This window comes from Variovorax sp. OK605, from assembly GCF_900115445.1.
Classification (GTDB): Bacteria; Pseudomonadota; Gammaproteobacteria; order Burkholderiales; family Burkholderiaceae_C; genus Variovorax.
In genome coordinates, this window is record NZ_FOWL01000006.1 from 16600 (window position 1) to 29711 (window position 13112).

At 66.2% G+C, this 13112-nt stretch carries 15 protein-coding genes; 4 read left to right on the forward strand and 11 right to left on the reverse strand.

What is annotated here, in order from left to right:
• Positions 1-53: 53 nt before the first annotated feature.
• Entirely contained in the window at positions 54-1235 is a 1182-nt protein-coding gene (locus BM013_RS16710) for an ABC transporter substrate-binding protein (RefSeq protein WP_093128760.1), read from the reverse strand.
• 183 nt (positions 1236-1418) lie between these two features.
• Here BM013_RS16710 and BM013_RS16715 point away from each other — a divergent pair, with 183 nt between their 5' ends.
• Positions 1419-2057 carry a GDSL-type esterase/lipase family protein gene (locus BM013_RS16715; RefSeq protein ID WP_093128761.1) on the forward strand — a complete coding sequence of 213 codons (639 nt, stop codon included), beginning with the start codon at positions 1419-1421 and terminating at the stop codon, positions 2055-2057.
• A gap of 22 nt (positions 2058-2079) precedes the next feature.
• On the opposite strand, the gene BM013_RS16720 is transcribed toward BM013_RS16715, so the two are convergent.
• From BM013_RS16720 to BM013_RS16735, 4 genes are read right to left on the reverse strand one after another with little or no spacing between them, the layout of a single operon-like run.
• Entirely contained in the window at positions 2080-2595 is a 516-nt protein-coding gene (locus BM013_RS16720) for a class IV adenylate cyclase (RefSeq protein WP_093128762.1), read from the reverse strand.
• Positions 2596-2647: 52 nt separating this feature from the next.
• Positions 2648-3019, reverse strand: a complete 372-nt coding sequence (locus tag BM013_RS16725) for a hypothetical protein (protein WP_093128763.1) — start codon at positions 3017-3019, stop codon at positions 2648-2650.
• On the reverse strand, positions 3016-3621 hold the full coding sequence (locus BM013_RS16730; protein WP_093128764.1) for a cob(I)yrinic acid a,c-diamide adenosyltransferase: 606 nt from the start codon (positions 3619-3621) through the stop codon (positions 3016-3018). Before BM013_RS16730 ends, BM013_RS16725 begins: the two co-directional genes overlap by 4 nt.
• Positions 3622-3637: 16 nt before the next feature.
• On the reverse strand, positions 3638-4138 hold the full coding sequence (locus tag BM013_RS16735) for a DinB family protein (RefSeq protein ID WP_093128765.1): 501 nt from the start codon (positions 4136-4138) through the stop codon (positions 3638-3640).
• Between the two features lie 83 nt (positions 4139-4221).
• On the opposite strand from BM013_RS16735, the gene BM013_RS16740 reads away from it, so the two are divergent.
• Together BM013_RS16740 and BM013_RS16745 are read left to right on the forward strand one after the other, a co-directional pair.
• Positions 4222-5646 (forward strand): FAD-binding oxidoreductase, encoded by a 1425-nt coding sequence (locus tag BM013_RS16740; protein WP_093128766.1) that lies wholly within the window; start codon positions 4222-4224, stop codon positions 5644-5646.
• 371 nt (positions 5647-6017) lie between these two features.
• Positions 6018-6986 carry an oxidoreductase gene (locus BM013_RS16745; protein ID WP_093129137.1) on the forward strand — a complete coding sequence of 323 codons (969 nt, stop codon included), beginning with the start codon at positions 6018-6020 and terminating at the stop codon, positions 6984-6986.
• Between the two features lie 114 nt (positions 6987-7100).
• Here BM013_RS16745 and BM013_RS16750 read toward each other — a convergent pair whose 3' ends face one another.
• Positions 7101-7727, reverse strand: coding sequence for a TetR family transcriptional regulator (locus BM013_RS16750; protein WP_218153660.1), 627 nt, complete (start codon positions 7725-7727; stop codon positions 7101-7103).
• Positions 7728-7832: 105 nt separating this feature from the next.
• Here BM013_RS16750 and BM013_RS16755 point away from each other — a divergent pair, with 105 nt between their 5' ends.
• Complete coding sequence (locus BM013_RS16755) at positions 7833-8654, forward strand: SDR family NAD(P)-dependent oxidoreductase (protein ID WP_093128768.1); 822 nt, start codon at positions 7833-7835, stop codon at positions 8652-8654.
• 266 nt (positions 8655-8920) lie between these two features.
• Here the strand turns inward: BM013_RS16755 and BM013_RS16760 are convergent, their stop codons facing one another.
• The 5 genes from BM013_RS16760 to BM013_RS16780 form a co-directional block, all read right to left on the reverse strand.
• Complete coding sequence (locus BM013_RS16760) at positions 8921-9826, reverse strand: CsgG/HfaB family protein (RefSeq protein WP_093128769.1); 906 nt, start codon at positions 9824-9826, stop codon at positions 8921-8923.
• A gap of 123 nt (positions 9827-9949) precedes the next feature.
• Positions 9950-10912 carry a ParB/RepB/Spo0J family partition protein gene (locus BM013_RS16765; RefSeq protein ID WP_093128770.1) on the reverse strand — a complete coding sequence of 321 codons (963 nt, stop codon included), beginning with the start codon at positions 10910-10912 and terminating at the stop codon, positions 9950-9952.
• Positions 10912-11463: an RBBP9/YdeN family alpha/beta hydrolase gene (locus BM013_RS16770; protein ID WP_093128771.1), complete on the reverse strand. Its 552-nt coding sequence runs from the start codon at positions 11461-11463 to the stop codon at positions 10912-10914. Before BM013_RS16770 ends, BM013_RS16765 begins: the two co-directional genes overlap by 1 nt.
• 66 nt (positions 11464-11529) lie before the next feature.
• Complete coding sequence (locus BM013_RS16775) at positions 11530-12447, reverse strand: ParA family protein (RefSeq protein ID WP_093128772.1); 918 nt, start codon at positions 12445-12447, stop codon at positions 11530-11532.
• 18 nt (positions 12448-12465) lie between these two features.
• Positions 12466-13080, reverse strand: coding sequence for a LysE family transporter (locus tag BM013_RS16780; protein ID WP_093128773.1), 615 nt, complete (start codon positions 13078-13080; stop codon positions 12466-12468).
• Between the last annotated feature and the right edge of the window lie 32 nt (positions 13081-13112).

The window sequence follows — 13112 nt, forward strand, 5'->3', positions numbered from 1 at the left end:
TGCCCTCACCCTGACGCCCTCCCGGAGGGAGAGGGAACAAATGCGAAGCCGCGTCATTTGGACAAGGCCACGGCCGCCTTCTCGTCGAGCTGCGTCCACTTGCCGTCCTTCACCACCAGGTTCACGCTCTTCACGCCGACGACGCGGCGCGTCTGCGCATCGAAGCTGGCCTTGCCGAAGATCACGCTCGGCACGTCCTTGATCTTGTAGAACGCATCGCGCACCGCCTTGCGGTCGGCCTTCGGGCCGGCCTCGCGCAGCGCGGCGGCCGCGTACACCACGGCGTCGTACGCGTAGGCGTTGAACGCATCGGGCTCCTTGCCGTACTTGACGCGGAAGCTCTTCACGAACTTCTGCACCTCGGTGCGCGGCTCCTCGGGATAGAACGCGGTGTTGGTGTGGATGCCGTTGACCGCGGCGCCGCCGAGCTCGATGAACTTCGGCGAATACACCGAGCCCACCGCGGCGATGGGCTGCTTCAGGCCCACGCTGCGCACCTGGCCCGCGATGAGCGCGCCGTCGGGGTAGTAGGAGATGAGCACCAGCCCGTCGGGGTTGGCGTCGCGCACGCGCACCAGCGTCGAGCGGAAGTCCTTCTCGTCGGGCTGGTAGCCCTCGGCAATGGCGAGCTGCGCGCCGCGCTCCTGCGCGGCCTTCACGAGCACGTCCTTGCTGGTGCGACCCCAGTCGGTGTTGAGATACAGCACGGCGATGCGCTTGAAGCCCAGCGTCTTCACCGCGAGCTCGGCCAGCAGCGGCTGCGCGTCGGCCTGGCTGATGGAGGGGCTCCAGATGTAGTCGCCGCCCTTGGTGAAATCAGGATGCGAGTTGGTGAAGCCCAGTTGCACCAGGCCCGCGCGCTGGTAGATGGGCGAGGCGGCCATCGAGGCCGGGCTGGAGAAGTCGCCGAGCTCGATGAGCACGCGCCTGTCGCTCACCAGCTTCTGCGCGATGGCCACCGACTGGCGCGGATCGCTCTGGCTGTCCTCGAAGTTGTAGGCCAGCGGACGGCCATGGATGCCGCCCTGCGCGTTGACGTGGTCGATCGCCAGGTCGAAGCCCGCCTTCCACTGCGCGCCGTACTGCGCATTCTGTCCGGTGAGCGGGCCGCTCACGCCGAACCACACGGGCTCGCCGGCGGCGGGCGCGGCCCAGGCGGCAAGCGGCGCGGCCAGCAAGGCGGCGCAAAGAACAGCCACGTGGCGCATGAGGCGGTGGCGGGAAAGCAGCGGCATGGTGTGTCGAGTCCGGTGATGAATGAACGTGCAGGGCCGCGATTCTTCGCCTGCGCGCCGCGCCGGGGAACGAACAAAAACGGGGAGGCATATGCGCTTTCCGAGCAAAGGGGGCCAGCGCGCGGACCGCGCGGGCCTTGCTGGCCTTGCTGGCCTTGCGGCTGCGTTTAAGCTGCGCGCCACATGAAACGACGACACCTCCTCCACCTGCTGGCCGGCGTGCCTGCCATGGCCGTTCTCTCGGCTTGCGGCAAGCGCAAGGCGTCGGCCTCCGCGCTGAAATCCGATGCCCGCGTGCTGGCACTGGGTGACAGCCTCACCTTCGGCTACGGTGCATCGCCCGACGCGTCATGGCCCGTGAAACTGGGCGAGCTCACGGGCTGGCACGTGGAGAACGCGGGCGTCAACGGCGACACCTCCGAAGGCGCGCTGCAGCGCCTGCCGGGGTTGCTGGGCGCGGCCAGCTACGACGCGGTCCTGATCGGCATCGGCGGCAACGACATGCTGCGCGGCGTGTCGCCCGCGGCCACGCGCGACAACCTTGCCGCGCTCATCGCGCAGGCGCGTGCGCACACGCCGCATGTCGCCGTGCTCGCCACGCCGGCACCCGACGCAATGCGCGCGGCCATCGGCTCGCTCAGCGATGCACCGTTCTATGAAGAGGTGGCGAAGGCGGGGCAGGCGCTGCTGGTTGCCAACGTGTACTCGAGCGTGCTGTCTGATGCGTCGCTGCGCTCCGACCGCATCCATGCCAATGCACGAGGCTATGAAAAGGTCGCGCAGCTTTTGGCGGACCAGTTCAAGGCCGCGGGTTGGCGTTGATCAGAAGCTGATCAAAGGCCGATCAGGCATTCAGCAGGTCGACGTACGCGCCCTGCACGAGCTGCTCGGCGCCCACGCCCAGTTGCACCATGAGCGCATGCGCTTCGGCAATGCCGTCTTCGGCCGAAGCGCCCTCTTCCAGCACCACCTCGAGTTCGAGGAATTCACCGAGGCCTTCCACGCGGTCGAGGTGCACGCGCGTGCGGCCGACCAGGAACAGCCTGCGCTGCTTGCGCACGCGGCCCGCCTGGCCCCATGCGAGCGTGAGCGATTCGCGCAGCGCGTCGGGCGTGCTGCACGGCGTGATCAGGTAGAACGATTCCTTCGGGCCGCTGCTGTTGGCGCGGCGGTAGAAGATCAGCTCCGCGCGGTCGGGCGCGAAGGTGCGCAGCTTGAGACGGTCGGCGCTGTCGTTGCAGCGGAAGAAGGTGTCGTCCTGCGCGATCTCGATGGGGCCCTTGTCGGCCAGCGTCACGGCGATGCGCGCCACGCGGTCGACGCTGTCGATGCGGGCCTTGATCTCGATGTTTCTTGCCATGTCGGCGGGCTTGTCTTCGCCGGGTGGATGCGTGCGTTCGGGTGGCGCCAGATCAGGGCGCGTTGCCCTGCGGCCCCGTTGCCGGCGGCGCGGTGCGTCCACTGGACCCCGGCGAGAGCCTGCGGCCGATCGCCTCGCCCACGTTGCGCACGGGCCGGCTCGCCTTCTCCGACACGTGGTTGACACCGCGCCGCGTGGCGGCATCCGCGCGGTTCACGCCGCGGCCCGCCGCGTCGGTGCCGCGCTCCACGCTGCCCACCACCGTGCCGCGGCGCGAAGGCGAATTGAGCGTGTGCGCGCGCTGCGCCTTCGGCGGGTTGTCGGCGCTCTGGGCCTGCGCGCCGGCCGGCAGCCACAGTGCGGCGGCGATCGCCACGGCCATTGCCGCAGCGAGTGACGTGCGAAGGGTGCTCGGGAATTTCATGGTGCCTCCTTGGAGTTGTCTGCTTCCGCCGCGGCCTCTGCGGCTGCCGCGCGCGCCATGCGCTCGCTCTTCCAGTACACGTCGTCGCCATCGTCCATGCGGTTGAGCACGCGTGCGAGCACGAAGAGCAGGTCGCTCAGGCGGTTGAGGTACTGCCGCAGCGCGTCGTTGAGTTGCTCGGTGGCGCCCAGCGCCACCACCGCGCGCTCGGCCCGGCGCGCCACGGTGCGGCACACGTGCGCGAGCGAGGCGGCGCGCGTGCCCGCCGGCAGGATGAACTCCGCCAGCCGCGGCAAGGCCGCGTTGTGCTCGGCCAGTGCATTGTCGAGCTGCAGCAGCGCGTCGGCCTTCAGCAGCGTGAAACCCGGCATCGAGAGTTCGCCGCCGAGGTTGAAGAGCTGGTGCTGCACGTCGACCAGCAGCTCGCGCACGGGCTCTGGCAGCGGCTCGCACAGCAGCACGCCGATCTGCGAGTTGAGTTCGTCCACGTCGCCCATCGCGTGCACGCGCAGGTGGTCCTTGGGCACGCGCGTGTTGTCGCCGAGGCCGGTGGTGCCGTCGTCGCCGGTGCGCGTGGCGATCTGTGAGAGTCGGTTGCCCATGAAGGCTCCTGTTTTTCTACAGCGCGACCGTCGATGCGTCGATCTTGCCGGCCAGCCATTGCAGGCCCGCAAGATGCTGCTGGTCGTGGCTGCAGAGGTAGTGAATGAGGCTGCGCAGGGTGAGCGGGCCGTAGCCCTCGAACACCGCCGTGCGCGCGAGTTGGACGTCGCTCAGGCTGGAGACGATTTCCATCGTCTGGATGCGCGCCATGCGGAAATCGGCCAGCACTTTCGCCGCATCGGCCGCGCCGTAGTTGCGCTCGATGGCGAGCGGCTCGCTGTCGATCGACGCCAGCGTCGGATGGGTCTCGGCCAGCGTGCGGCGAAAGCGCACGTGGTAGCCCTCGGTCTCGATGTCGCGCACATGGCACAGCTGCTCGATGGCCGTGAAGGCCTCGCTGGGCACGCCCTCCCACGAGGGTGGCGCCCAGTGCTTGAAGGCCGCGGGAATGGCCGCGTAGTGGGCCTCCAGTTGCAACGGGAAGGCCGCCAGGGCGCTGAGGGTCGTAGGGTTCATGTCTTTTTCCGAAGCGCATTATGGTGCGCGCTCCGTAAAATGACCGATCCCCCGATCCCTCTCACCCTGCCAGGAGACGCCCGATGAACGCCCCGACCCCCACCTCGCACCTGATGCCGGAGCTTCATCTGCGCGACGTTCCTGCCGCGCTGATCGACGCGCTGAAGGCACGCTTCGGCGACAACTGTTCCACGGCCCTGGCGGTGCGCACGCAGCACGGCCGCGACGAGTCGTCGTTCGACGCGCCGCCCCCCTCCGCCGTGGTGTTCGCCGAGAGCACGCAGGACGTGGCCGACGCCGTGAAGCTGGCCGGCGACCACAGCGTGCCGGTCATTCCCTTCGGCGTGGGCTCCTCGCTCGAAGGCCACCTGCTGGCGGTGCAAGGCGGCATCAGCATCGACGTGTCGCGCATGAACCGCGTGCTGTCGGTCAACGCCGACGACCTCACGGTGACGGTGCAGCCCGGCGTCACGCGCAAGCAGCTCAACGAAGACATCAAGAGCACGGGCCTGTTCTTCCCCATCGACCCGGGCGCGGACGCCTCCATCGGCGGCATGACGGCCACGCGCGCCAGCGGCACGAACGCGGTGCGCTACGGCACCATGCGCGAGAACGTGCTGGCGCTCGAAGTGGTCACTGCCGCGGGCGAAGTCATCCGCACCGGCACGCGCGCGAAGAAGTCTTCGGCGGGCTACGACCTCACGCGCCTCATGGTGGGCAGCGAAGGCACGCTGGGCGTGGTCACCGAAGTCACGCTGCGCATCTACCCGCTGCCCGAGGCGGTGTCGGCGGCCATCTGCTCGTTCCCGAGCATCGAGGCCGCGGTGCGCACCACCATCGAGACCATCCAGCTGGGCGTGCCGATCGCGCGCGTGGAACTCATCGACGTGAACACGGTGCGCATGGTGAACGCCTACGCCAAGCTGAACCTGCGCGAAGAGCCGATGCTGCTGATGGAATTCCACGGCTCGCCCGCCGGCGTGAAGGAGCAGGCCGAGACCGTGCAGGAACTCGCGAGCGGCCACGGCGGCAATGCCTTCGAATGGGCCAGCACGCCGGAAGAACGCACGCGCCTGTGGACCGCGCGGCACAACAGCTACTTTGCGGCGGTGCAGTCGCGCCCCGGCTGCCGCGTGATCTCCACCGACACCTGCGTGCCGATCTCGCGCCTGGCCGACTGCCTGCTCGACTCGGTGGCGGAGGCCGATGCCAGCGGCATCCCCTACTTCCTCGTGGGCCACGTGGGCGACGGCAACTTCCACTTCGGCTACCTGCTCGACCCCAACGTGCCCGAGGAGCGCGTGAAGGCCGAGGAGCTGAACCACGCGCTGGTGAGCCGCGCGCTCGCGCTGGAAGGCACCTGCACCGGCGAGCACGGCGTGGGCCTGCACAAGATGGGCTTCCTGGTGGACGAGGCGGGTGTGGGTGCCATCGACATGATGCGCACGATCAAGCGCGCGCTCGACCCGAAGAACATCATGAACCCGGGCAAGATCTTCAGCCTCTGACACGGCCAGCACGCGCTCAGGCGAGGCCCATAAAAAATGTCCTCCGTCAAGTTATTTATGAAGACGGAATGAGCGCTAAAAGCTGATTAGGACAATACGTTAAGGTGTTTTTCAGCCCTTTCTACCAACCGCGCGTCCGTGGGCTGGGAGCCACATAGGAGCATCGCTGTTGCAAGTCTTGGCGTGCTGCGGCGGGCATTTTGGTTGAGCCTTGGATGGGTTTTGCTCTGGTTCAAGATCGGGCCGGGAAAAATTATCAATCCATCGAAAGACCCAACGCGCACTACGACACCATGGTGCGCGAGCATGGGTCACCCGCGCGATCAGTCGGCGCTCAACGCAACCTCTGTCCGCTTTTGAAGCGTATCCAGATGACCCTTCTTCAACAACCCATCGGTTCACCCTTCGGTGCGTCGAGCACAGCGCTCGACGTCGTAGCCGGAATGGATCTTCATGGGAAATTTGCCATCGTCACCGGTGGCTATTCCGGCATCGGTGTCGAAACGGTGCGCGCCCTGTCGCAAGCGGGCGCGACCGTGATCGTTCCGGCACGCGACAGGGCCAAGGCGCAATCATCGCTTTTCGGGATAGCGCGCGTTGAAATCGCAGACATGGACCTGAACGACCCGGTGTCGATCTCGGCATTTGCAGATCGGCATGTGGCCTCGGGCCGCCCGGTTTCCATTCTGATCAACAGCGCCGGCATCATGGCCGCTCCGCTACATCGGGATGGGGACGGTCACGAAGGTCAACTTTCGACCAATCATCTTGGGCATTTCCGGCTGACGCTGGCACTTTGGCCCGCGCTTGTGAAGGCTGCAGGCGCGCGCGTGATCAGTGTTTCGTCACGCGGTCATCAACGCGCCGCATTCGACTTCGACGACCCTGATTTCAATCACCGGCCGTATGAGAAGTTCAGCGCCTATGGTCAGTCCAAGACCGCGAATGCGCTCTTTGCCGTGGGCCTGAATCGGCGCGGTCGAGCCCACCATGTTCAAGCCTTCTCGATGCATCCCGGTCAAGTCATGACCAATCTTGCACGCTACATGACACGACAGGAACTGGCCGCTGGGGGCGCACTGGATGAAAATGGCGCCCCGGTGATCGATCCAGAAAGCGGCTTCAAAACACCGCAGCAGGGGGCGGCCACCAGTGTCTGGGCAGCCACCAGCCCACTGCTTGATGGGCTTGGCGGCCTTTATTGCGAGGACTGCGACGTCGCGATCCTGAAACAAGGTGAAGGCCGACAGCGAGGCGTAGCGGCCCATGCGGTGGATCCTGAACAGGCAGAACGGCTTTGGATGCTGTCGCAGGAGTGGACGGGTGCGCAGCTGGCCTGACTCGGCTCGATGCATGTGTGAAGAACGTGCGGTTCGGATCGCTCGTGGCGTCCATGTGGGTGACATTGATGCTTGCAGTACACCCGGAACTCAACACACCCAGGGGCGCGCCAGCTATTCCAGCTCGCTGAGCGCGCCCATCGCCTGATCCAGCAGCACTGCAAGGGGTATCTCTCCGTTACATGCGCTCCAGGCGTCGGTGGCGGCATCCAGGCAGGTGATCGCCGATGCGGCCAACGCGGTGGCGCGAATAGGTGCGTTTCGCTCTCCGCGCTTTCCAAGCCGCTGAGAAATCTCGGGGACCAACAAGGTCTGCCAACCTTGGGTTTTTTCCCACTGGCGAGTCATCAGAGCGCAGGCCTCGCTGAGCAGCCGCATCAGCGACAGGGACTGGCTTGTGTCCCCAGTGCTGGCATCGACAACCACGTCGAAGGCGCGACGCAGCGCAAGCCATGGCCGTTCCTCGGCCGGCCGAGCAGCGAGCGCTGCTGCGACGTGAAGGCCGAACTCCGTGAACTTTTCGAGAACGATCTCTTGCTTGTTGCCGAAGTATCGAAAAAACGTGGTCCGCGACAACCCCGCCTCAGCGGCGATCTGTTCGACGGTCGTCTTCTCAAAACCCTGTTCTGAGAAAAGTCGGAACGCTATCGCGCTGACCTCACCGCGCATGGCGAGCCTGGTCCGCTCGCGCAATGTTGTCTTCGGGACGACCTCGACCATATTTTCGGCAATTTTCTCCATCCTGGTAGTGTACTTAAATGGAATTTACTCCTCAACTGGTACTTAGTTCCACTTGGTGCTACAGTCCCATTTTCTTCATTTATTCCACACCAGAAGGAGTTGTCGATGAGTAAGATTTGGTTTGTAACGGGTTCGTCCCGCGGCTTTGGCCGTCGTTTCGTCGAAGCCGCGTTGTCGCGCGGCGATAAGGTCGCGGCAACTGCGCGTGACGTCGCATCGTTATCCGACCTCGTGGTTGCGCATGGCGATGCCATCCTGCCGTTGGCACTCGACGTCACGGACAAATCAGCCGTGGTTGCCGCTGTCAAGCAGGCGCACACGCATTTCGGACGTCTCGACGTCGTCGTGAACAATGCCGGCTACGGGGTTTTCGGATTTGTCGAGGAACTCACTGAAGAGCAGGTGCGCGCCCAATTCGACACGAACGTGTACGGCACGCTGTGGGTGACGCAGGCTGTGTTGCCTTACCTGCGCGCCCAGGGCAGTGGTCACATCATCTTTCTGTCCAGCCTGCTCGGCCTGGCTTCTTTCCCGTCCACGGGCGTCTACAGCGCGTCCAAGGCGGCCGTTGAAGGGCTTGCAGACTCCTTGGCCCAGGAAGTTGCCGCGTTCGGCATCAAGGTCACCGTTGTTGAACCGGGTCCGTTCGGCACCGAGTTTGCAGGCTCTTCCATCTATTCCACCCCAGTCGCGGGCTACGAGCAGGTGCGAGCGGCCACCAACGAAAGTTTTGCATCGATGCAGATGGCAGATCCCTCCATCGTGGGTCCAGCGCTTCTGAAAATCGTCGATGCGCAAACCCCACCCCTGAGGATCTTCTTCGGCCCGCTTGCTGCGCAGGTTGTCCCGCACGTTTACGCCGAACGGCTCAAGACCTGGGAGACGTGGGCCGCGGTGGGCGTCGGAGCGGTGGCCAGCCCGACCTGAGTGTTGCAATCGTGGCCATGACAACTCCTAGAGAAACCCCGATTTCCAGGTGTCGACTGGGAGCCAAGCGAAGGAAAAGCGGAGCGGGTTACGGAAAGCACCGGCATATAGTGAATCCGCTTGTTCCCTAGGGAAACTCGCTGTGGCGATCCTCAGCGAACGTCAGCCAAATTCGGTGCTGACGTCATGGCGAAATAAAAAAAAGCCCGGCGGCTCGCGAGAGTCGCCGGGCTTTCTGCTTTGCAGTTGCCGTGCTTTGCTGGTTCTCAGTTGTTGTTGCTGCGCCGGCGTGCCGGCGGTGCCTTCTCTGCAGGCACGTAGGTTTGCGACGGTGCAGCACCGCCGTCCACGCCCAGGCGGCCACCGCCGCCGAGGCCCTGGCCGCGCACCGTCTGCGCCTTGTAGTTGCGCAGCGAGCGGACCATCTGGTTGAAGGCGTCCATGAACGCGGCGGCAATCACCTTGCCCTGTGCCGTGTTGGTGTAGCCGCCGAGACCGCCGCCGCCGCTGCGGCCGGCCAGCGCACCGAAGGCGCCGAAGTCGGTCTTGGAGGCGCTGCCTTCGGCCGCCGCCACCTGCACGCCCGAGCGGTTGTCGATGAGGGTCAGCAGCGCGCTGGCTTCCTTGGTCTGCATGCTGCCGCCGACGGCGGCCAGCGCACGGCCGCGGCCGCCACCCACCAGGCCGCCGAGCGCGCCGCCGATGCCACCGGCATCGCTGTTGCTGAAGACGATCTCGGGCGACAGGCCGTAGTCGGAGGCCACCATCTGGCCGCGGCCGAAGTTGCTGCCGCCGCGCATTTCACCCGACTGCTGCAGCGCGCGTTCGCGCGTCATGGCGTTCATGCCGGCCGCGCCGCGTTCCACGACGATGAAGCAGTTCGACTGTTGCACCAGCAGGCGCAGCAGGTTGGCCGTGGGCGGCAGGCGGTATTCGCCGGTGAGGATGGTGTACCAACCCGCGCTCTGGTTCTCGATCAGCGACACCGTGCCGAGCGGCGATTCGCAGCGCTCGAGCTGGCTGCTCTCGCCGGAGGTGGCGCCGCCCGCGGCGCTGCCGGTGGCCATGGTCTTGGCCGACTGGCTGCCCATCTGCATGTCGGTCGCGGCGCAACCGGTGAGGAAGAAAGCGCCCGCGGCAATGGCCGCAAGCGGGAACCTGGTGAGCTGCATGGGTGGACTCCCTCTGTTATCAGAGATTTGAATTGAGAAAACCAGCGGTGGAGGATACGCGCAAAGGATTGCAGGAATCAATCAAACGAATGCCCGACATGGCGTTCAAAACAACGTCTCGTTCTAGGCCGTTCGGCGGATGCGCTCGATGAGTCCGTTGAGTGCATCGATGGAGCCGAAGTGAATGGCCAGCTCGCCGCTCTCCTCCACCTTGCCGCCGCGCTTGGTGCGCTTCTTGATGCGCACCTCGACCTCGGCCGTGAGCAGGTCGGCGAGTTCTTCCTCGACGCGTTGCAGGTCGCGCGACTTCTCGCCGTCGTTGCCGCGGCGCGAGGGCGTGAGCGTGAACTCGGCCGCGAGCCGCTTCACCAGCGCCTCGGCTTCGCGCACCGACATCTTCTTGGCGGCGATCTGGTTGGCCGCGGTGATCTGCGTGCCGCGGTCCAGCGACAGCAGCGCGCGCGCGTGGCCCATGTCGATGTCGCCGGCCATCAGCATCTGCTGCGCGGGCTCGGCCAGGTTCAACAGACGCAAGAGGTTGCTGGCCGCGCTGCGCGAACGGCCCACGGCCTGCGCGGCCTGTTCGTGCGTGAGGCCGAACTCGTTCACCAGGCGCTGCAGGCCCTGCGCTTCTTCGAGCGGGTTCAGGTCTTCGCGCTGGATGTTCTCGATGAGCGACATCGCCGCGGCGGCTTCGTTGGGCACGTCGCGCACCAGCACCGGCACGCTGTCGAGGCCCGCGAGCTTCGCGGCGCGAAAGCGCCGTTCGCCCGCGATGATTTCGTACTCCGCGTTCTTGGCTGCGGCCGATTCGGCGTCGAGCCGGCGCACCAGGATCGGCTGCATGATGCCCTGCACCTTGATGCTCTCGGCCAGCTCGTACAGCGCGCCCTCGTCCATGCGCGTGCGCGGCTGGTAGACGCCGGCCACCATCTGGTCGAGCATCAGCGTGTTCGGGTTCCTCGGCGCACCGCCCTCTTGCGAGCCCGCGTTGCCGTTGCTGCCGTGGTCGGCCGAAGGCGCGGCGGTGGGGCCGAGCAGCGCTTCGAGGCCGCGGCCGAGGCCCTTGGGTTTCTTGGTCGCCATCAATGCGTGTCTTTCGAGATTTCGTTCAGTAGGTGCCGGCCTTCGGGCCAGTCGCCCAGGCCGGATTCGGCATTCAGGTGGCCGCCGGGGCCGGGGCCGGCGTCGACGAAACGGGCGCCCCAGTCCTGCGCCAACTGGCGCGAGCGCGCGGCGTCGCAGTACGGGTCGTCGTTGGCGGCGATCAGCACCGCCGGGAACGGCAGCGGCTGGCGCACGATCGGCGCCCAGCCGGGAATCAGCTGGCGCAGGTCGTCGCGCTCCACGTCGCCGGGCGCCACCAGCAGCGCACCGCGCACCTTGTGCGTATTGCGCGAGTGGGCGGCCCAGGCGGCCACCAGGATGCAGCCCAGGCTGTGCGCCGCGAAGACCACCTGGCCGGGCGCGGCCAGCACGGCCTCCTCGAGCTGGATCGACCAGTCGCCTCGCAGCGGCCGCATCCATTCATGCTGGTCGACGCGAAGGTCGCCGTGGACCGTTTCCCAACGCGTCTGCCAGTGCCCGGGGCCGCTGTTCTGCCAGCCGGGCAGCAACAGGATGCGAGGTGCGGTCATTTGCCAGTCAACCTGCCAGTAATTTTGCTATTGTTTTGATAGCCCACTATCGAGTGTGGATGAGGGTCAAGCGTTGTTTTCGCTGGTGGTGGCATCGGGCGAAGCGGCCGGTGCCATCACATCCTGCGGTATCGACAGGTCGGGCGCCATGCGCTCGACCGGCGAAATGGGCGGTGCCACCGCGCCCGAGGCGAAGGCGCTGGCGGGCGGCATCTTCTCGACCAGCTCCTGCGCAAAGGCAATGAAGGCCTGGCTGCCGCGCGCGGCCGGGTCGAACACCACGCCCGGCAGGCCGTAGCTCGGTGCCTCCGCGAGACGCACATTGCGCGGGATCACGGTGTCGAACACCTTGTCGCCGAAGTGGGACTTGAGCTGCTCGCTCACCTGCTGCTGCAGCGTGATGCGCGGATCGAACATCACGCGCAGCAGGCCGATGATCTGCAGGTTCTTGTTGAGGTTGGCGTGCACCTGCTTGATGGTGTTGACCAGGTCGGTCAGCCCTTCGAGCGCGAAGTACTCGCACTGCATCGGCACGATCACGCCGTGCGCGGCGCACAGGCCGTTCAGCGTCAGCAGGCTCAGCGACGGCGGGCAGTCGATGAGCACGAAGTCGTACTCGGCGCCGACCGCGGCCAGCGCGGTGCGCAGGCGCTTCTCGCGGCGGTCGAGCGCCACCATTTCCACTTCGGCACCGGCCAGTTCGCGGTTGGCGCCCAGCACGTCGTAGCCGCAACCGCCCTCCACCAGCTTGTCTGTCTTGACCCGCGCCTCGGCCACCGAGGCCGATTCGAGCAGCACGTCGTACACCGTGAGTTCGAGCTGGCGCTTGTCGATGCCCGAACCCATGGTGGCGTTGCCCTGGGGGTCGAGGTCGATCATCAGCACGCGCTGGCCGACCTTGGCCAGGCCGGCCGCGAGATTGACGGTGGTGGTGGTCTTGCCGACGCCGCCCTTTTGGTTGGCGATGCAGAAAATCTTTGCCATGTCAGTACGGGAGGTCGGTCAGCGGGAAATTGCGAGCTTGACGCCGAAGGCGATCAGGAAAGTGCCGGCCAGCTTCTCGAGCGTGGCCGAGATGCGGGGGTTGGCGCGAATGCGCTCGGCCAGGAAGTGCGTGAGCAGCGTCGAGGTCAGGCCGTACAGGAAGGTCAGCGCGGCAATGGTGACGGCCATGGCGCCGAAGGTGACCAGGCCCTGGTGGCGGGTCGGGTCCACGAACAGCGGGAAGAAGGCCATGTAGAACACGATCGCCTTGGGGTTCAGCAAGGTGATGGCGAAGGCCTGGCGCAGGAAGTGGCTGGGCTTGATGTTGAGGATCGGCGCCGAGCCCGGCTTGGCGAGCAGCATCTTGAGGCCGAGCCACGCCAGGTAGCCCGCGCCCAGCCATTGCACGGCCTTGAACGCCGCCGGGTAGGCTGCCAGCACGGCCGACACGCCCGCCACCGCCGCCCACATCAGGCACTGGTCGCCCAGGATCACACCGGACGTTGCAGCCAGCCCGCCACGGATCCCGCCTTTGCTGGTCGACGTGATCAGCGCCAGATTGCCCGGACCGGGAATCAGGAGGAACAGGACGATGGCGGCGACGAATGCGCCGTAGTCAGCGATGCCGAACATGGGAATGCCTCAGAAAAGAGAGCCGGAGCGGG